Origin of the sequence: Halorarius halobius (assembly GCF_024298865.1) — an archaeon.
Taxonomy (GTDB): domain Archaea; phylum Halobacteriota; class Halobacteria; order Halobacteriales; family Haloarculaceae; genus Halorarius; species Halorarius halobius.
This window is the reverse complement of record NZ_CP101164.1, coordinates 28,223-47,006: the sequence shown is the minus strand read 5'-3', so window position 1 is coordinate 47,006 and position 18,784 is coordinate 28,223. Positions and strand designations below refer to the sequence as shown.

Below are 18,784 nucleotides of genomic sequence, written 5' to 3'. Positions count from 1 at the left end.
TAGCAATCCTAAGTACACTCCACCGTGTCTAAAACCTCAAGTCATGTTGCAGGTTATCACGAGATACTAACTAATGACCGAATCTGAGGTGAATGTCGTCAATATAGCAGCGTTAGGTACACTCGGGATCGAAGTCGATATCGAACAAGTCGTTGAAGATGCCGAACTCCCGGTGGCTAACTTCGATCCCGAATACAACGCGGCTTTCTTTCGGTTCGAGGAAGATGGCGAGCTGGTTATTCTCTACACCTCTGGGAAGTACATTCTCCGTGGAGGAGACGAATTCGACAGGATGCACCAGGTGAATGCAGAATTTCTTGACTTCATCGCCGATCTCGGTATATCGGTTGATGAGCCTACTCTGGAGGTAAAAAACGTCGTTAGCGTCGGAAACCTCCATCACGAGGTCGATCTCAATACATTGACGATCGGACTCGGCTTGGAACAGACAGAATACGAACCGGAGCAATTTCCAGGCCTTGTGTACCGACCATCAGGTACTCGTTGTGTCCTCCTTGTGTTTGCTAGCGGCAAAGTGGTGATCACAGGTGGACGAAGCGAGGAAGAGGACAATCAGGCGTTCAAATCACTGCAATCAACGTTAGAAGATCTAGAGCTTATCTGAGTAGGGTCGAGTGGGAACCGCCTGAGAAGTGTTCTGTGGCGGGTTGGAATTATTACTGGTGGACAGACATAGCAGAATATGGTCGATGTCGAATGGGCTCTGAGTCAACTTGGTCAAGTCTTCCACTCTGAGGATCATCTCAAGCTGGCTCTTGGAGCCGAACTCGCTCAGATGTATGGTAATGAACGAGTGCGGTTGGAATGGAATCCAGAGCCAGGGGTGAAGGTAGATATCGGAGTGCGTCGAGGAGACGTCACAATCCCAATCGAGCTAAAATACAAAACCAAGCATGCGACCGTTGAAGACGCCTTTTTCGAGGAAACCTTTGAGTTGAAGACACAGGGGGCCCATGACCGTGCCCATTACCGTTTTCTTCGGGACATCGAGCGTGTAGAGCGGATTGTCGACAATCAGGGCCGGTACGGCTACGTAGTCCTCCTCACGAATGATTCGAACTACTGGACTCCATCCACAGAGCAGGCACTCTACGATGAATTTCGAATTCATGAGGGCAGGGAATTCGGTGGAAAGGAATTAAGATGGCGAGAACAGCGAGACTGGATGTCGAAGGGTGGCGAGGAAGCACCGATCAACCTCTCCGGACAATACGTCGCTGAGTGGTCAGACTACGAGTATCGTGAGGAGATTAATGTCTTGTCGAATTCGAAGTTTCGAGCTGTAATGCTCAGAGTTGACACGCAGATAAGCGTTGACGAGTGAATCGAGAAGTGCCTCAAAATTTACGATTATAGCTTTCTTGTCGGAAGAGAAGAAACGGACCGGCTAATTAGCAGATGAGGAGGAATAGCCAGTAGGGAATGTAACAGAGGTTGATGCCATCCCGCTCCACAACGAGTGAACCTGACTGCGTCACTTCTTTTGGCAGGCTATCAGCAATGATGAACTTGTAGGGGGATTCGTAATCGATATCGAGAAGCTCCTCTCCGCCGGGTATCGGATGCTTTCCGACAGTCGGATCGAATTCGACTGCGATTTCATCAGCATTCCCTGCGTGTGGATGATAGGAGAGAACGAACGGGACAACTAACCCATCCTCGTTGTGGAGGATGTAATCGACCGTCCCCGACTCAGTCTCGAAATATTCGACCTGAGGATCCTCGTCACCCGATCCGCCAACCCTCCATGCCAGCCGTTTAGCGTGGTCGAACGCGACGGTTCGAGCTAGCTTGTACTCGAACTCGTGATTGAGCGACCGGGTCTTCTCGTATGTCTCGAATCCATGGTGTTCCTGACGTTGGGACAGAAGTACAACGTGTCGCGGATTCCGAAGGTAGAGTCGAGTACGACGGTGACGTTGAAGTGAGAAGTCGTGGGATTCCGAAACTGAGAGTCCGTCATCCAGCACGGACAGGTACGAATCAACAGTCCGACGGTCAACCTCTAATTGATCGCTGATGTCCGTATATCTGAGTTCATTCCCTGCCTGGCTCGCAGCTAATGAAGCGATTCGATGGAGGTTCTCAGGTCGCTGAATCGATTCATACTCTGCGAGTTCCTTGTAGAGATACAAGAGGAGATGAGATCGGATAAGTTCGTTTTTGACCGGAGTTTCCTTAGCGCGTAGGAAGATTCCCCCTTTCTGCAGGTACTCACGAGCGGCCTCATACAGACCATCCCGCTCAACATCCGAGAAGGCCTCAAAGTAAAGCTGATTCAACGACGCGATCGCGTCGTCCAAGTTTTCCGATTCAGACAAATTACTCCGAACATCCTTTATCATCGACTCACCGTCCATACTCCTCGTTTGATGGGACTCCACACGAAGAGCAAAATCAGAGTCCGTCTCGAGTAACGCAGAGTCATCATATGCCCCCTGCTTGATGGTGTCTATAAACTTCATCGGCAACATCGCACGAGGGAATTTGATTTTAGGCTCGCTCGAAGCCGAGATACCACGCAGTTCGACCTGCGATTCTACAATACCGGTCAGCAGTAGATAGGTATCATCATCTACGAGGTCTAGAAGGGCACTCTGTTCATCTTCATCGAGTCGCAGAGCCCCGATATCGTCGAGGATGATGTACTTACGGCCTCGACGGGGAGAGATATGGGAACGGAAGTAGTCAATAACGCTTTCTAGTTTTTCCACAGCACTGCTCGAAGGTTCGAGATGGTAGAGAGAATCCTCAAGAGGGACATAGAGGATCTGACGTGGATCAACGGACCCAATGATATCTAAATCACGATGTCCCGGAGAGAAGTCAACGATGTCTGAATCAAGAATTGCAGCAATGAATTGCTGAAGAAGCGTCGTTTTCCCGATTCCGGTCGATCCGTAAATGGGATACACGAGACTCTCAGTTCCGTCTTCTTGCTCCTCATCAATGGACTGCAGTACCTTGAGTAAGTCCGATCGGGGGTCTAGAGAAGCGGTTCCCTCTAACTCAGATAGTGAACCACCGTCTGTATCCCACCATTCGTTGTGCCATTCAGCGTCCGCGATGAAATCAGAACCGTCAGATGGGTCTGTCATATAGGAACTTGACTCCGGCATAGTATAAATATGTAGCATCCTAATGAGGCAAGTTTCAGTTTTAGCGTAGCACCAACGTTCTTGTAGGTGGACTGTGAGGCCCTTTAATATGATATGTCCCCGTTTGACTAGATTCGTTTTCGGCTTACCTTGCAAATCAGCATCAGGCTCTCAGACAAGGGGAATCTGGGCCAGCCGCCGATCCACCGAGGAACAACAGGTGAACGCGTGGGGCGGTAAGCGTGTCTGAGGTCCAGCACTTCGATGGAACGCTCATTACTGTTCCATTCAGCACCGAAGAGCTCAGGTCAACAGTAATTGAGCAGTATCAGGCGTTGCTCAAGGAATACAATCCAGAAGATGTCCTCGTCATCGCTGGATCTCCGACGAGCATGGATACATTTCGTGGAGAACTCAAAGACACAGCACCCGGTGCAGCAGTTCCCCGAGTGACGTCGTTGGTCGTTCAAGCGACCGACGTCGTGAACCAGACCGATGATCAGGCGATTCTCTCAGACGCGATGCGTCGTGAACTCGTTCATCGATTCCTCGAAGATCAAGAGTGGGACAGCGAGTATTTCCAGCGTGCGGCCGAACAACCCTCCTTCCTGAGCGATATTGCCCAGCTCATGGAAACTGCCACGTGGCAGGATGTTTCGTTTGAGACGACGCCAGAGCTTACCGAAGTCGCGGGGCTCGTTGAGGCGTTCCACGAGTGGCTCGACGGACACGACCACCTAGAACGCGGCCAGCTAATCTCTGAGGCGAATGCTGCTCTGTCGGATACCGAGAAGCGAGACGACGTAGTCGATGTAGAGGCGGTCCTTGTCGTTGAATTCGAGGAGTTCTTGCCGCTCGACCGTCGCTATCTCGCGACCTTAGCGGATGGATTGGAGCTCGTATGTGTAGCAGAAGAGAACGCAAGTGTTCGGCGTACATGGATCGAGCCGGGGCCAATTACTGACTACGTCTCGTTTTCGAGGACAGAGTCTCCTGCAGGGACAGAGCCTCCATCTCGACCGGCTGCGACAGGTGCTTACCTAGCGAATGAAACCGTTCACGAAGATCCCCAAGCGGGGGAAGTGAACGTCATTCCGACAGAGACCGCCGACGGACAGATCAAGAAAGTAGCCGATGAGATCGAACGGCTTCGAGATCGAGAGAACTGGGATTACGAGGATTTCGCCGTCGCGCTGAAGCAGAGCGGTTCAGCAGTAATCGAGACGCTTCGATCCTTCCAGCAGACAGGGGTACCGACAGAGTCCTCGACAGTCACGGGATTCGGAGATGATCCCGCTATCCGAGAGCTACTGCAAGTCGTTCGCTACCTGGCAGCCGATGATGACGATACTCGAAAAGAGATGCTGGAAGCCTCGGTCTTAGACGAATCGGTTCTAGCGTCTATCGAGGAGATGGATGGCCTCTCGAGTCCACTCCGGCAATGGGCAACTGAATCGAATATGAAGGTTCGAATCGCTGAGGAGACATCCCCACTGAACGTTCGCGCCCAATTCGGGAACGTTCGGCGGGCATTCGCTATGGCGGAGTTCGTAGAAGACACGTCGTTCATCGAAACGACCTGGGAGTCGTTTGCGACGATGCTTGAACGCGCCCACGAGTATGCCCCTCAACAGAACCAAACCAGCTCGACCGAACTTGACGGGGGTGTCCGAGTCGATCACTTACAGGCGATTAAAAACGGGTCCTTCCGAGCAGTCTTCTTGTTGGACGTCGTCGACGAAGAGTATCCAGGCACTCCCTCCCTGACTCGATTGTTCCCCCAAGAACGCCTCTCGGAGATGCCGGACTATCCGGGCGTAACACAGGTCGAAGCAGAAGACGTCACCGACACCTTCCCGACGTCCTCGACAGCGTCAAGCCGCTCGTTCCGCCGGTACCACGCAGAGCACGCTCGCCGGCGGCTCGCCATCGGAGCAGCCGCTGCTGGCGACCGGTTGTACTTCTGTCTGTACAGCCACAAAGACACCGCACTGGAAGAACGTGCTCAGCCGTCACGGTTTCTCACAGAAGCTTATCGGCAGTTGCCCTGGGTGAAAGAGACGACAGAAGCAGACATCAGAAGCGAACGAAGAGCGGAAGAATATCTGCTCTCTCGGGTCGACAACGCCCTCGCAGATGTTCGTCGCTCTCACAGCCAAGATGTGACGGTCCCCCTCGGCGAAGTCGAAGCTGAGCTTTCGGAGATTCAGCACCTTCTCAGCGAAAGTGGGACCCGCGGCGAGCAGCTTCAGGATGCACTGCAAGCACGTATCGAGTTCGCTGCCGGAGGGGTTCGTCGTGACTGACGTTACCTTCCTCTCGCCGTCGCGTCTCGCAACCTACGCGGACTGCCAGCGGAAGTTCGATTATGAGTACGTACAGAAGGTCAACGCTCCCGAGAAGACACGGCTGTACCTGAATCAGGGGCGTGCCTATCACGGAACAATCGAAGTAGTCTGCGAAGCAACCAGCCCAGAAGATGACGCCCAGCTCATCTACGATCGGGCAGTAGAGGCATTCCCAGAGCAATGGAGAGAGCATATCGACTCGGACGAGTACGCATCCAACGCCCACCAGAAATACCAGCGCCTCGAAAATCTAGAGGCTATCAAGACCTTCTTTGACCCGGATGGTGGCCACGGCATCGATCACGCTCGTCAATCCGTCGCGACAGAGAAATGGCTCGAATGTGTTGAGAACGATCTCGGGCTGCGCGGGAGAGCCGACAACATCCTCCGGACGGACGAAGGGATCCACGTCATCGATTACAAGCGGAACCTCAACGACGTGATCACGTCCTACACTGCAAGCGTCCTCGAGGACCACCTAAACGGAACGGATCATGATCCGAAGAGGGTCAGGAACGCGTTTCAGACGGCCACATACATCGAGGGCGTCAAACAGTCTGACCTCTACGAAGACGGGATGACGGTTCGATTCAGTTTCTACGGCCTCCTGAATCGGACATCGTTCGAAAGTACACCAGGGGGATACGAGATCTCTGTTCGTGGCTACCCACGCGAGACGACGGACATCTACGAAGAGCACTATGACACGATATGGAATCTCCTACGACATGCACACGAAGGGATTACGAGCGGCTCTCACGACCCTGATCCGTTCCCACTCATTCACGATGAGGCCTGTCCCGACTGCACGTTCCGAGAGATGTGTGCAGAATTTCTCGCAGAGGGGGTGCAGCGATGAGCGACGACGTGCCTGACTGGCTCCCAACCATCGAGGACGACGAGGATCCGAAGCCACAGCAGCGGACGATCATCGAGTCGGAACAGTATCCCATGCGGGTGCTCGCTGGGGCTGGAACAGGGAAGACGTTCACGATGGTCCGGAAAATCGAGAACCTCATCGACGAGCATGGGGTCTCTCCAGATCGGATTCTCGCGTTGACCTTCACGAACAACGCCGCCGATTCGATGCGTGAGAAACTCAACGCAAAACTTGGACCAGCAGGGTATGACGTCGACGCGTACACGTACCACTCTATCTGCAACGAGATACTGACGGACTACGCCTATGATGCGGGATTAGACCCAGACTTCGAGATCGCAACGGATGCTGAAAAGTACGTCATCGTACTCAACGTCCTCGACGAGATCGACTACCGCGCCGTCAAACCGAACGTCTACGGCCCAGATTCATACGGGAGCGGCGTCGCATCGAAACTCCTCTCGTTTATCGGGTCGATGAAGCGAAGTGGGATTTCGCCCGCAGAGATCGAGGAATATCTCGGGTCACCGGAACGAGTCTATGAACTCGATGCTGTGCCAGATCGTGTCGAAGAGATTGCGGGCAATCATCTTGGGGGACAGTCCGTTTCGACCGTCCTCGACGGCATTCCGGATACACGAGCAGATCTCGTCGCAGAACGGGATACCCTCCGCGATGAAGGGCTAGAAGCAAGCATCAAAGACTTCCTCGACCGACTCATCGACCTCTGTGACGCACTCGAAGTGGCGTTTGAGGAGCATGAGGCTGGTGAGCGGTCGCTTCCCGAGGATGCACACAAGCTGCCGAAATATCTACTTGGGGGGTACAGTAGTGGTGCTCCGAGCGGGATACCAAACGATCTGAAACTCGAGTTGACAGACTACCTCCGAGACGCTCTCGACGAGTGCAAAACAGCCCTGGATTTGAACGCAGGGTATGGAGCCTACGAGCGAGAACTCGACCGGCGAAATCTGCTTGACTTCGATGGTCTCGTGGTTAAGACAGTGGAACTGCTCGAGACTGACGTCGGAGAGGGACTGGGCGACCGGTGGGACTACGTCTTCTGTGACGAGTTCCAGGACACTGATCGTCTCCAGTTCGACCTCATTACGTCCCTCGTCTCTGAGGATCGCCTATTCGTCGTGGGTGATGACGACCAAGCAATCTACGAATGGCGAGGCGCGAACGTCGCGAACATCACCGACGAACTCGACGACGTCTTCGGGCCTGATCTCGAAGACGAACCGCTGGAACAGAACTTCCGGTCACGTCAACCTCTCCTCGACCTCGCAAATGAAGCGCTAGAGCGGTTAGCGGATCGGCGCAGTACCAAAACGCTCACGCGTGTCGACGAACCTGACTACGACGGAGACACGGTCGCAGTCGTGGAGGAAGCCGACGACGAAGGCGACCGGGCTGAACAGCTGGTGACCGTCACCCGGAACCTCCTGAGTGGCGATGCAGAAGCACTAGATCGGGCGTACGACCCAGGTGAGATCGCACTCCTCGTTCGGAATAACGACCACGCAACGCCAATTCTCGAAGGGTTCGACGAGGCAGGAATCCCCTATCAGGTTGCGGGAGACCTCTCCACGGAATCAATCGGGGTCGGCACCGTCGTCGCCTATCTAAAGGCGCTGGCTCGTCCCGAAGAAGATGACGTAAGCTGGAACCGGGTACTGACGATGCGTTACCGTCTAACCGATGCTGATCTGCGTCGTGTCAACAGCCACGATGACGGTACATATGCCGGGGTATTCAACCAACCTCTCGAAGCATTCGATGAACCCGACTGTATTCAGGAGGTACGGGAGCACATTTCCCGCCTACTGAAACTACGTGAAACAGCTTCCCTCAGCCACCTTTACCGGGAGTTCAAACGCCTGACCAACATCGATTGGTACCTCAGTGAACAAGAGCGTCGTGACCTGTCGCAACTGGACGAGATTATCGACCAGTATGGAAACGACACTGTACAGCCCCCGCTCACGCCGCAGTTCATCGATTCGCTGCAACATTACGACTCGCTCCTCGAGAAGAGCGGTTCGGCACCAACGAGTCAGCCAGAACTGGCCGACGACGCGGTCAACGTCATGACCATTCACAAGAGTAAGGGACTCGACTTTCCTGTGGTTCTGATGCCCCGCTTGACCGCCGACGAGTGGGAACCAGGGTCACGAACCTACGATACATTCGAGTCAGCACTGTCTGAGGATCCAGAAGCGGCATTCGACAATGATTTTGTCGCTCAAGATGCCAATGAGGCCCGCAGGATACTTCACGTGGGGATCACTCGCGCCGAAGAGATACTCGTCCTCCACGGGAGCCGGGAGGAAGACGACACAGACGACGATGCAAGACTCGTGCATGATGCTGTCGATAGTATTCTTCCAGAGTCCGTCCCTTGGCGGCCAAGTAGCGGTCATCTCCCAATCTGGCGCGATCTACAGGAATGCCTCCCATCGGACCATGCGGATTGGACAGGCTCTCTCGCAAGCACGGTAGTTGGGGACGTCTCTGGACAAGTGACGTACGGTTCTGAGAAGCTCTCGGCAGCAGACGGACGAGACCGTGTGCTCACATTCGGAAACAAGCTCATAGAAGGCGCACTCGAACGAGAACCTGAGAACAGACGGTTTTCAATCGACGACCTAACTGGTCCATCGACCCCAAACCCGGCGCTCCAGCACAGTTACACCTCACTTGAGGCCTACGAGGAGTGTCCCCGACAGCACTTCTTGGACTACGTCGTCAATGGGTTCTCTGACTTCCGAGAGAACGGCTATGGCGGAGACGGTGTCTCGCAGCGGATAGTCGGGCTTCTGTTTCACAATACCGCGGAGATCGCTGCGAAGGAACAGGCGGTAGAGCGAGCAGAATGGTATGCTATCTGTGAACGGCTGGCCGGACAACGGCGTGCCACGGATGAGCTACCGATTGCGAAGGAATGCATCGACCGGTATTTCGACCTCGATCTAAGCGGCTGGGAAATCGTCGATGCGGAACGAGAGTTCCATCTGGACGTGAATGGCCATGAGCTCGTCGGGTTCATCGACGCCGTCTATCGAACCCCGGACGGCGAACTGGTCGTCATCGACTACAAAGCCACCGAGCGTCACCGCGACATTGACGAGAACAAGCAGCTGCCACTATATCTGCTCGCCTGTCGTGACCTCTACGAGGAATCGATCACCCGCGCGGGATACGCCTATGTCGGCGATATCGGTCCGAAAGTCGAGTCTCGTTCGTTCGATGAGGGAGAATTAGAATCAGTACGAGCAGCAGTCACGACGACGATGAATCGAATCGAGGAGACATCGTTCAGCGGGTACGAGACGGGGGAGCACTGTCGATGGTGCCAGCATAGTTCCCTTCCCTGCGGCGAAGAGTGGCGTCAAGAAAACGGAGGTTGCTAGTAGGTCATCGGGAAGGAGGGTTGACCGGTCGACCGCTCGTCGTCAGCTATAGCGAACAGGGGATGAATATCCGCGAGCGTGTAGGTTTCGAGACACTCGTACAGGTTTGAGGCCCGGTCGTTCTCTCCTGCTGCGCTGGCCGTTAGCCACGCCTCACCGAAGTATGGAACGTCGCTGTTGAACACGGTGGGATCCTCAAGATCATCAGACGGGGGGTCGCGGTCGTCCTCTCGCATAATCTCCCACTGACTTTCGCGCCATGTCTGTGGTTCAAGGCCGATTTCGTAATCCGTCCAGAGCGTCTTCGGTGCGGGTGACCCAATGTACCCGGCCATATCTTCAAGTGAACCTTCCCCCAGCACCCTATTCTTTGCCGACGAGAGGTCGGCATGGTAGTAGGATTCGAGTGCTGCACGTACGTTCTCTGCTCGTCCAGGCTCACCGATTTCCGCAGCGGCCCGTTCTGCACGACCCACCAATACTGGGAGGTCGAACCACGCGCCCCCAAAGGTGATGAGAACATCGACATCCCTCACATCGAGCCAGTTCACAACCGCCTCGATTGCGTCGAGTTCTGCCGAAGCCGTCCCGTCTTCACGGAAGAGGACCTCCGCATTGATCTCCTCGCTCGGACTGCCTCGATATCCGACGCCGGTACAGAGTAGCTCTTGATGGTCTGGATTCGGTGGTTCGAGTTCTCGCTCGGAAACAGTCGTAATCGTCTCGATGTCGAGTGCTGCAATGGCATCGGCTGCACCGAGTCGACGAACAATGTCAGTCGTCTCTGAGGGCGACATCTCTGGGCGACCAGAGAGCTGGCGGACCTGCCGATCCCACTTCGCTTTGATACCGATGGTTCCCTGGTACACATCAGGGTTGACGTCGTCGAATTCGTACCAGGTACCTTCTTCAAAGGAGTAGTCGACGAGATGACAGTCGTCATCGTCGAAAACTGTGAGCTTCACGTGTGTCCCCAGCACATCTGAACAGTGGACAAGCTGCGCCCACCAGTCGTGATCCGGGGTTCGTTCGACCTTGTCTACCCGTAATGGGACTGTAAGACCGTACTCGCCATCTCGCTCCGCTGCGACGAGATTACTCGCGGTTGGAGTATCTAGCGCCATACAGCACCAACAGAACGATAGGATAACTACCTTTCGATGAGGGTGTTCTCTAATTATCGTATTCCCAATGCTGCTAGTCGCAAGAGTTAAAACTACGTGGCGTATATAGTGACGTGAGCAAGAGCCGAGGGATCTCCTGTGCCGCTCTGCTCTCCACGGCCCCGCCCGAGCCAAGAACGGGCAGATAACCAATGAGCGAGTCCGATACCTCCGACGACACGTCGGAAACGACCGAAGATTCGACCGCAAACCAAGGCCAGAACAGCCACGTCATCTTCGTAGACGGCGCCGGCGAAGATGACAAGCAGACGTACGAGGACGACGTGGTCGACTCGGCGATCATCATCGAGCGGGCCGGCTACGACGATCCGGACCAGTACATCCTCGAAGCGCTCCGCGGCCAGAGCGACAACGTCGAGGAACAGTTCGATCCCCAAGGTGAGGCTGGTCCTGCCGAGGTGGACCTCACTGACCAACACCGAAAGCACTTCCGGGTGACCACGCGCGGGCAGGTGTTCATCTGAATGGGTACTCCGGAGATCGTCGTCGGTGACAACATCCGTGACGGAGCCGAGGCGCTCCACGAGAAGCACGGTCAGGCAGAGGTGGTTGCCGAAGCCGGCGATCAACCATACGTCTTCATCGACCTCGGTCCAGTCGCACTCGACGAGTACGACTACGACCAGGACGAGGCTCGCGTCATCCTGCGGATTCACAAGGACTTCCCGAACGGCCAGCACTACGGATTGGTCACGGTCCCCTTGCTAACCGTGGACGGGAACCAACCCGACAACACCACGGTCAACCACGACCACGCCCAAGCCCTCCGTGAAGTCGGCATCGATGAGGACTACCTCTACTGGAGCCGAGACTGGCGGGAACTGACCGTGAGCAAGCCCGAGCACATGGCGAGGGCCACCGCCCTCGTTCGGGGCACCCTTCGAAATCCTTTCAACAACTAATGAAGCGGAAGGTCTCCGACATCGACCTCGCCCTCGTCGACGCCGAAGAGTTTCACCTCGCGATGACTGAGCAGGACCGCGAGCTCATCGAATCCCTCCTGCACGGTGAGCGTGCCGTCGACGCCGCCGAGCGGGGGCTGGTGTGCGTACTAACGCGGAGCCCTGGCCGCCGCCGCCTCACCTACCTCGTCCAAGATGTCATCCCTCCCGAAGAAGGCGACCTGATCTACACCGGCGGGGTCGAGTTTACCTCGGACTACCGTCGTCGCGTGAAACGATTGGCCAACGACATCGGCGGTGGTGTGCTCTATCTCCACACGCATCCCTGGGGCGTGGGTCAACCGAGCCGACAGGATCTGGAGTCGGCCGCCCGACTCCTCCACAACGACGCCCAGCACCTCGACCACGCCAACCCCCCACTCGTCGCCGGGATACTGACTCCCGATGGAAACTGGATGGCTCTGGGCCACGAGTTCCCCGACAGCGTAGGGCTGGATGAGGGTCCGTCCAGGTACGCGACTGCGATCCGCGTCGTCGGCACTGGGCTCCGCAAACTCGATTCATTCACGGCCGGGCAGGAGGTGAAGGGTGCGGCAGGTGCCAGCGGTTCCTGGGACCCGAACACGCAGGACCGCCAAGTCAGACTCTGGACCGAGGCCGCCCAAGAGATGTACGCGAGCCTTCGAGTCGGGATCGTCGGCCTCGGAGGTGGCGGCTCCATTTTAGCGCCCGATGTCGCTCGGTCAGGCGTCGATAGTCTCGTTCTCGCCGACTACGATGTCGTTAAGGACGTCAACCTCAATCGCCAGCGCGGCGCAACGGAGGCGGACGCCTCGGTCTGGCGGCCGAAGGTAGATGTCGCCGCCCGGACGGCCCGAGCGGCGGCGACGAACCCGGACTTCGACGTCGTCCGCGTGTACGGAAGCGTGGTGGAGGATGATCCTGACCTGTCGGCTTACACCGACCTCCTCGACTGCGACGTGATCCTCCACGCCGCTGACGGCCATTGGACGACGCGAGTTCTCGACGAGATTTCCCACTCCCACCTCATCCCAGTGATATCCGGAGGCACCCGCCCGGAGACCGACGACAACGGAGTCCTCAAAGACACGTCAAAGAGTCCCATCACCGTGTCGGCACCCGGACAACCATGCTTCAGATGCTGCATCCAGTATCTGCCGAGCGAGGCACGAAAGGAGCGCGGCGGCGGCCGGGAACCAGGTCCTGACTACAACATGGACCGTCCAGCGGCTGACGGTGGACCGAGGGGAGACGGCGACGAACCCGCACCGTCGGTTATGTCGCTGAACGAGATCGTCGCGGGCTTGATGCACCTCCGACTGCAGGACGTGACGCTCGGCGTAACAGGGGGTGACGTCGGCGAACGCAGGTACTTACCTAGCGCGTGGGACTTCGAACGCGGTCGGGATAGCTGTAGACCTGACTGCGACCGAGAGGACATCGTAGCGACAGGGCAGACTCACCGGTTTCCGTTGAGCAAGGATCATGAGTTTGAGGATCTCCGCCAGGAGGTCGAGGAACGATTCACTCCATACTGGTAGATCCTACTGATCGCCACTGATACCGTCCAGAAAAACTGAATCATTCATTATAGTAAAATATATGGGACAAATCGCTAAAACAGTAGGAAAATCCGAATCAGATATAGAGGAGGCCGTTGACAGCGATGAGCCAGAGGGCACAGAGGGCCAAGAGGCCGAGGTGATTCTAAAAGGAGAGATCCATACGAGTGAAAGCGACCTCTCCGAGGAACGCGAGCTGCTCACTGAGGACTGTGATGTACTCGTGCTCGAAGGTCAACAAGAAGACGCTGAGTATGGGCTCCTTCGTAGTTGGTACGCTACCGCGATGAACATCGCTGGGCTGGTTCTATTTCGGACGCTATACACTGACCACCGAATTCTCTCGGATTTGGCGAATGCGCAAGGAGCAGAAGTCGTAGCCACTCGGACTTCCGATGCCGAACTTGTCGAGAACGCTAACCCGATAGTTGAGTTTGTTGCCGGGTTTTTGTTCTATGGAATCTTTTCGACAAGCGTCCTCTACGGACTCGTCACGGGAAGGACAATCGGCGGGGCAAGTCTACTTCTCGGAAGCGCTCTACTTCCGACACTCCTCCTACGGTACCATGGAATGTCACGTAAGTCAGGAAGTCTGAATCGAGATAACATAATCGCTGAAAAAATTTCCGAGGCTGCCGAAGAGGGTGGCCGAGTTGTAGCTGTGGTCGGCGCCAACCATCTACAGGGTATTGCGGCGCACTTGCCCGATCATATCGAACCACAAACAAAGGGACCTGCGTACGGGATTTTCTCCGTGCAGCATGCTAAAGAGATTGTCAGGCCCGCCTTTACCGCTTTCAGTGTCTTATTTGTTCTATATCTGGCGATTCTGGAAGCATTCCGCTGGTTGATTATATTCGTTTGAAAATACTATATCCCAGAATATCGAAGTACGGGGCCGAAATAGACAATCACAATATAGAATCCCGTGAATCGAGAATCGTCCATGGAGCAGACAATCGAGTGGCTGAGAGACCGGCCCTACTACGAAGGCCAAATCACCCATCAAGAGCGAACGCTAGGGATCTCTGCCAAAGCCTCACCAATCGATATTGACCACAGTCAAGCATTTTAAGCCTACTATAGACGTACTGGCTGGTGAGAGCCCTCAGACTGCTCGCTACCATAGATCCCCACAGAGACCACTCTTGGAATCACTAAAATCCATAAATAGAGACATCGCAGAGTCGCTAGTCAGAAAGTATAAGCCGCGGGGTTCTCATAGTGAGTGTATGACGAATACGCGAAACGAGGAGCACCCCGCCAATAGCCAACCAGATCAGGGAACAACCACCCACTGAGGCATGGCGGGTGACCTTGGAGTACGTCTGCTTGCCCTCCGGTGTGACGCGCTAGCCGACGCAACGACGACCGCCATCGCAGACCTCATCGATTACTTCGATGCAGATCTCATCTACATCGTCGAGGAAAAGCTGGACATGCGAATCGTGAGCACTGTCGAGCGTACCGCCTCGTGCCCGGTAATTTACACTCGACGTAGCGCGGTTCACACCGAGACTGTTGACGGGATCACCGTATCCATCGTCAGCTCGCTCGACTTCATAGGTGGGGCCTCTACCGCCAGTGGGCAAGGGATCCCAGACGACGTCGACTACGTCATCTGTGATGAGATCCAGACGAATGCCGACTCGGTCACATTGGATGTCTCGCTCGATGGCCTCGAACACCTCGCTCGCTTCCAGCACCGGACCGACCGAGAAGCGACGTTCCTCACGGGGGCCATGGAGGCCAGTTACGATTTCGTGTGGAAGGCCGACGTCGACGACGAGAGCATTCGCCTTCCCGTCCGCGGGCTTGCTCCAACCCGCCGGCAAAGGGCACCAGAACTCGCTTGCATCTCACTTGATTCGGACGGCCGCATCGCCGTGTCCACGTCACCCGCGGATAAATTCGGCCTCCGAGCTCTTTCGGGTGTGGGCAAGGGAACCGCTCCGAAGCTCGCTCAAAATGGATACGAGACGCGTGACGACGTCGCAGCCGCGACGGAACGCGAGCTTCGTGAGGTTCGAGGCATCGGTGAGTCGAAAGCTCAGAGCATCCGCCAGAGCGCCCACGCGTCGTCCGAAGGGTGTGTCATCCGTCTCACCGACGAAGCCGTCCCCGCAGCAGAGTACAGTCCGCTGTTCATCGATATAGAGACCGACGGCCTCAACCCGAGTATCATCTGGCTCATCGGGGTCTACGACCCTGAATCAGACGAGTACGTGGACTTCATCGATACGGAACCGTCGCGAGACAACCCAGGGAAAGCCACCCGAGAGTTTGTTGCCTGGCTGGCCAGCGAGTACGATCGCACGTCCCTCATCGCGTGGAACGGCCACAACTTCGACTTCAAACACCTTAGACGGTTCATTCGAGGACACGCACCGGAGTACGCAGACTACTGGTCGGGCTCAGTGTTCGAGTACGACCTGTTCGATTGGGCTGTGCGAAAAGACAACGCCATCCTCCCCGGTCGGACGAACCGGGTTGAAGACGTCGCTGAAGCGCTCGGACATAGTCGCGACTCGGCTGCTGCCGCCGTGGATGGGAAATCGCTGGCGAAGACCATCCAGCGGCTTCTCGTGTCTCCAGAGCGCGCTCGTGACGTAGACTGGGAGACTGCTCGGGCATACTGTGAGGCAGACGTCCGTGAGCTGGCTGCAGTCTACGAATCCATCGCTGAAGCGACTCCCGGCCACAAGCATGCCAGCGTTCCTGCTGATGAAAACACCACACAGACCGGACTCATGGACTTCTAACAATGCACGACGACCACGACACCGACCACAGCCAGATCGACCTCACGACCAATCCAGACAACCACGACGACAACGTCGATGTCGACATCGAGACGGACATCCTCCAACTCACCGGCGAAGAACTCGAGAATACCTACCCGAATAACCGCTACTTCGGGCAGGTTCACGAGAACTTCGAGATTCCCGCCCGTGAGGAACAGACCGTTCCAGCAAAGGACGTGCTTCCGCCTAAGATCGCTCGAAACCTCGAATTCGACCCGTGGAGCCACCAAGCAGATGCCCTCCGAGTGCTCGACCGCGGTGACAACGTGTGTGTGGCGACCAGTACGTCCTCGGGGAAGACGCTCGTCTACGGCCTTCACATCGCTCGTCAATACCTCGAGAACCCGGAGACGCGGTCGCTAATCGTCTATCCGACGAAGGCGCTCAGTCGCGACCAGGAACAAGAACTCAACGAATTCCTTCGTAACACGCTCGGACTAGAGATCAGTGTCGGCGTCTACGATGGCGACACGAAGAGTGAGGAAAAGTCTCGCATCCGCGATGAGTGCAACGTCGTAATCACGAACTTCGTCGGGCTGAATCAGTATCTGGAGGGGCACCACCTGTGGGCAGACTTTCACTCGAACTGCTCGCTAGTCGTAATCGACGAAGCCCACATGTGGACTGGCCTCGGCGGGATGCACGTCGCCTGGATACTCCGACGCGCACAACGAATCATCGACTACTACGGCGGCGATCCGCAGTACGTCCTCACAACGGCGACTATCGGCAATCCCACAGAACACGCTCTTGCACTCACGGGGGAGCCCGCGGCGGTCGTCGACGAAGACGGATCACCGAGAGGTATCCGTCACCTCGTCTTCTGGGACCCCCCGATGAGCGGGGACGATGGCCTCACCGACGACATCGACACTCCAGCCCTGGCCAAGCGTCCGGCGACGGTCGAGGCCCCAGAAGTGTGGGCGCATATGTGCCAGAAGAACGTTCAGTCACTCTTGTTCTGTGACTCACGAAAGCTCACCGAACTGTCTGTCAACCGCGCGAAGCGGTTCATTAGCGACCCAGAGAACCGATATCAGGGAAGACCGAACCTCGCGTCCTACCACGCCGGACACGGGAAAAAGTCGCGTCGAGCAACGGAGTACCAGCTCAAGGAGGGACACCACGACGGTGTCTCGACGACGAGCGCCCTGGAGGTCGGCATCAATATCGGTGGCGTCGACGGGACCGTCCTCATGGGCTATCCCGGATCGCGGCAGTCGTTCTGGCAGCGGATCGGCCGGTCGGGCAGGGGAACGCGAGATGCGCTTTCTGTGTTCGTCCCGAGCCACTCCACGCTCGACCAGTACATCCTCCAGCACCCAGAGTACGTCCTCGAAGAAGATCACGAGAGTGCCGTCGTCGACCTCGACAACAATCCAGTGTACCTCCAGCAACTCAACTGCGCCGCGCAGGAACTCCCCCTCACGCGCGACGACGCAGAGGATTTCGGAGGGGAGGAACGATTGGAACGTGCCGTCAAGTACGGTCGACGGAAGGGCGACCTCGAAGGGTCGCTCGACAGCGGTGTTATGTACGCCCATCGCGACCGCCCGCAGGATGCGATCAGCCTGTACTCCTCCGGCGGAAACACCTTTGACGTCCGGCTAGCCGGCGATGGGTCGATCGATCATCAAGCAATCGGCCGTGACCGGGCCTATAGAGATTACCACGAGGGCGCAACTGTTCTCCACCAAGGCGAGCAGTATCAGGTCGTCGAACTCCGGGAAGACATCCCGCAGCCGTACATCTCACTCGAGAAAGCCAACGTGAACTACTATACTCAGTCCCAGGGCCAGGTCAACATCTACGACACGGTCGTCGAGGACTCGCGCGAGGTCGGACCGTTCACGCTCAACTGGGGGTATGGAACGGTATCTGTCCACTATAGCACGTACCTGAAGCGAGAAATCGGAAGCGGGGACGTACTCGAGCTGGGCAATGAAACTGGTGTACCTCCGTTGGAGATGCGAACCCAGCTGTGTTGGGCCGAGACTCCCAACGACATCGAACGGGCGATGCTCAACAAGCACTCGGGGTACCACAACCCTGAGTGCATCAACCTCCCGCCGCGGCTTCACGGGTACCTCGGAGGGATCCACGCCGTCGAGCACGCCATGATCGCCGTCTCGCCACTTGAGCTGAAAGTCGATGGCGGTGACATCGGGGGCCTCGCGACGAATCGGCTTCCTGATAATCCCGAGAAGAGTGGATGGTTCATCTACGACGGCATCGAGGGCGGTCTCGGATTCTCTCGCTCGATTTACGAACACTTCGAAGACGTCGCCCGACGCGCCCACGACCTCATCGTGGATTGCTCGTGTGGCCGTGACGAAGGGTGTCCCGCCTGTACGATGGACGACCGCTGCGGGAACGACAACCGCCCGCTGTACTCTCCTGCAGCTGCGGACGTCCTCGAACAGATGCTCGGCGATCAGGAGGGAGACGACCTCGATGAACACCTGCCAGAGACGGATAGCGAAGTGACCCCTGTTGATGAACAGCGACCACCTGCCTCGATCTCGTGATCTCTGTACGAAGAAATTCT

Annotated in this window: 13 protein-coding genes; 11 read left to right on the top strand and 2 right to left on the bottom strand. The window is 56.4% G+C overall.

The window, feature by feature from the left end; translation table 11 throughout:
- Window positions 1-73: 73 nt before the first annotated feature.
- Both NL112_RS22045 and NL112_RS22040 read left to right on the top strand, forming a co-directional pair.
- Window positions 74-625 carry a TATA-box-binding protein gene (locus tag NL112_RS22045; RefSeq protein ID WP_255153070.1) on the top strand — a complete coding sequence of 184 codons (552 nt, stop codon included), beginning with the start codon at window positions 74-76 and terminating at the stop codon, window positions 623-625.
- A gap of 78 nt (window positions 626-703) precedes the next feature.
- Complete coding sequence (locus NL112_RS22040) at window positions 704-1,345, top strand: hypothetical protein (RefSeq protein WP_255153069.1); 642 nt, start codon at window positions 704-706, stop codon at window positions 1,343-1,345.
- Between the two features lie 67 nt (window positions 1,346-1,412).
- Here NL112_RS22040 and NL112_RS22035 read toward each other — a convergent pair whose 3' ends face one another.
- On the bottom strand, window positions 1,413-3,119 hold the full coding sequence (locus NL112_RS22035; protein ID WP_255153068.1) for a DUF8612 domain-containing protein: 1,707 nt from the start codon (window positions 3,117-3,119) through the stop codon (window positions 1,413-1,415).
- Window positions 3,120-3,361: 242 nt separating this feature from the next.
- Between NL112_RS22035 and NL112_RS22030 the strand changes: the two genes are divergently transcribed.
- From NL112_RS22030 to NL112_RS22020, 3 genes are read left to right on the top strand one after another with little or no spacing between them, the layout of a single operon-like run.
- Window positions 3,362-5,425, top strand: a complete 2,064-nt coding sequence (locus tag NL112_RS22030; RefSeq protein ID WP_255153067.1) for a PD-(D/E)XK nuclease family protein — start codon at window positions 3,362-3,364, stop codon at window positions 5,423-5,425.
- Complete coding sequence (locus NL112_RS22025; protein WP_255153066.1) at window positions 5,373-6,326, top strand: PD-(D/E)XK nuclease family protein; 954 nt, start codon at window positions 5,373-5,375, stop codon at window positions 6,324-6,326. Before NL112_RS22030 ends, NL112_RS22025 begins: the two co-directional genes overlap by 53 nt.
- Window positions 6,323-9,763 (top strand): ATP-dependent helicase, encoded by a 3,441-nt coding sequence (locus NL112_RS22020; protein WP_255153065.1) that lies wholly within the window; start codon window positions 6,323-6,325, stop codon window positions 9,761-9,763. The genes NL112_RS22025 and NL112_RS22020 overlap by 4 nt, the downstream gene beginning before the upstream one ends.
- On the opposite strand, the gene NL112_RS22015 is transcribed toward NL112_RS22020, so the two are convergent.
- Complete coding sequence (locus NL112_RS22015) at window positions 9,760-10,887, bottom strand: hypothetical protein (protein ID WP_255153064.1); 1,128 nt, start codon at window positions 10,885-10,887, stop codon at window positions 9,760-9,762. The genes NL112_RS22020 and NL112_RS22015 overlap by 4 nt on opposite strands.
- A 191-nt stretch (window positions 10,888-11,078) precedes the next feature.
- Between NL112_RS22015 and NL112_RS22010 the strand changes: the two genes are divergently transcribed.
- From NL112_RS22010 to NL112_RS21985, 6 genes are all read left to right on the top strand, one after another.
- Window positions 11,079-11,411: a hypothetical protein gene (locus NL112_RS22010; protein ID WP_255153063.1), complete on the top strand. Its 333-nt coding sequence runs from the start codon at window positions 11,079-11,081 to the stop codon at window positions 11,409-11,411.
- The gene (locus NL112_RS22005; protein WP_255153062.1) at window positions 11,412-11,849 is read left to right on the top strand and encodes a hypothetical protein; all 438 of its coding nucleotides are present in this window, start codon (window positions 11,412-11,414) and stop codon (window positions 11,847-11,849) included.
- The gene (locus tag NL112_RS22000) at window positions 11,849-13,411 is read left to right on the top strand and encodes a HesA/MoeB/ThiF family protein (protein WP_255153061.1); all 1,563 of its coding nucleotides are present in this window, start codon (window positions 11,849-11,851) and stop codon (window positions 13,409-13,411) included. Before NL112_RS22005 ends, NL112_RS22000 begins: the two co-directional genes overlap by 1 nt.
- Window positions 13,412-13,472: 61 nt before the next feature.
- Window positions 13,473-14,297 (top strand): hypothetical protein, encoded by an 825-nt coding sequence (locus tag NL112_RS21995; RefSeq protein WP_255153060.1) that lies wholly within the window; start codon window positions 13,473-13,475, stop codon window positions 14,295-14,297.
- Window positions 14,298-14,736: 439 nt separating this feature from the next.
- Complete coding sequence (locus NL112_RS21990) at window positions 14,737-16,194, top strand: ribonuclease H-like domain-containing protein (RefSeq protein WP_255153059.1); 1,458 nt, start codon at window positions 14,737-14,739, stop codon at window positions 16,192-16,194.
- A 2-nt stretch (window positions 16,195-16,196) separates the two neighbouring features.
- Window positions 16,197-18,764, top strand: a complete 2,568-nt coding sequence (locus NL112_RS21985) for a DEAD/DEAH box helicase (protein WP_255153058.1) — start codon at window positions 16,197-16,199, stop codon at window positions 18,762-18,764.
- Window positions 18,765-18,784: the final 20 nt, after the last annotated feature.

Coding starts and splice junctions, on each gene's coding strand:
- NL112_RS22045 (WP_255153070.1), top strand. CDS start 74: ATGACCGAATCTGAGGTGAATGTCGTCAATATAGCAGCGTTAGGTACA.
- NL112_RS22040 (WP_255153069.1), top strand. CDS start 704: ATGGTCGATGTCGAATGGGCTCTGAGTCAACTTGGTCAAGTCTTCCAC.
- NL112_RS22035 (WP_255153068.1), bottom strand. CDS start 3,119: ATGACAGACCCATCTGACGGTTCTGATTTCATCGCGGACGCTGAATGG.
- NL112_RS22025 (WP_255153066.1), top strand. CDS start 5,373: ATGCACTGCAAGCACGTATCGAGTTCGCTGCCGGAGGGGTTCGTCGTG.
- NL112_RS22020 (WP_255153065.1), top strand. CDS start 6,323: ATGAGCGACGACGTGCCTGACTGGCTCCCAACCATCGAGGACGACGAG.
- NL112_RS22015 (WP_255153064.1), bottom strand. CDS start 10,887: ATGGCGCTAGATACTCCAACCGCGAGTAATCTCGTCGCAGCGGAGCGA.
- NL112_RS22010 (WP_255153063.1), top strand. CDS start 11,079: ATGAGCGAGTCCGATACCTCCGACGACACGTCGGAAACGACCGAAGAT.
- NL112_RS22005 (WP_255153062.1), top strand. CDS start 11,412: ATGGGTACTCCGGAGATCGTCGTCGGTGACAACATCCGTGACGGAGCC.
- NL112_RS22000 (WP_255153061.1), top strand. CDS start 11,849: ATGAAGCGGAAGGTCTCCGACATCGACCTCGCCCTCGTCGACGCCGAA.
- NL112_RS21995 (WP_255153060.1), top strand. CDS start 13,473: ATGGGACAAATCGCTAAAACAGTAGGAAAATCCGAATCAGATATAGAG.
- NL112_RS21990 (WP_255153059.1), top strand. CDS start 14,737: ATGGCGGGTGACCTTGGAGTACGTCTGCTTGCCCTCCGGTGTGACGCG.
- NL112_RS21985 (WP_255153058.1), top strand. CDS start 16,197: ATGCACGACGACCACGACACCGACCACAGCCAGATCGACCTCACGACC.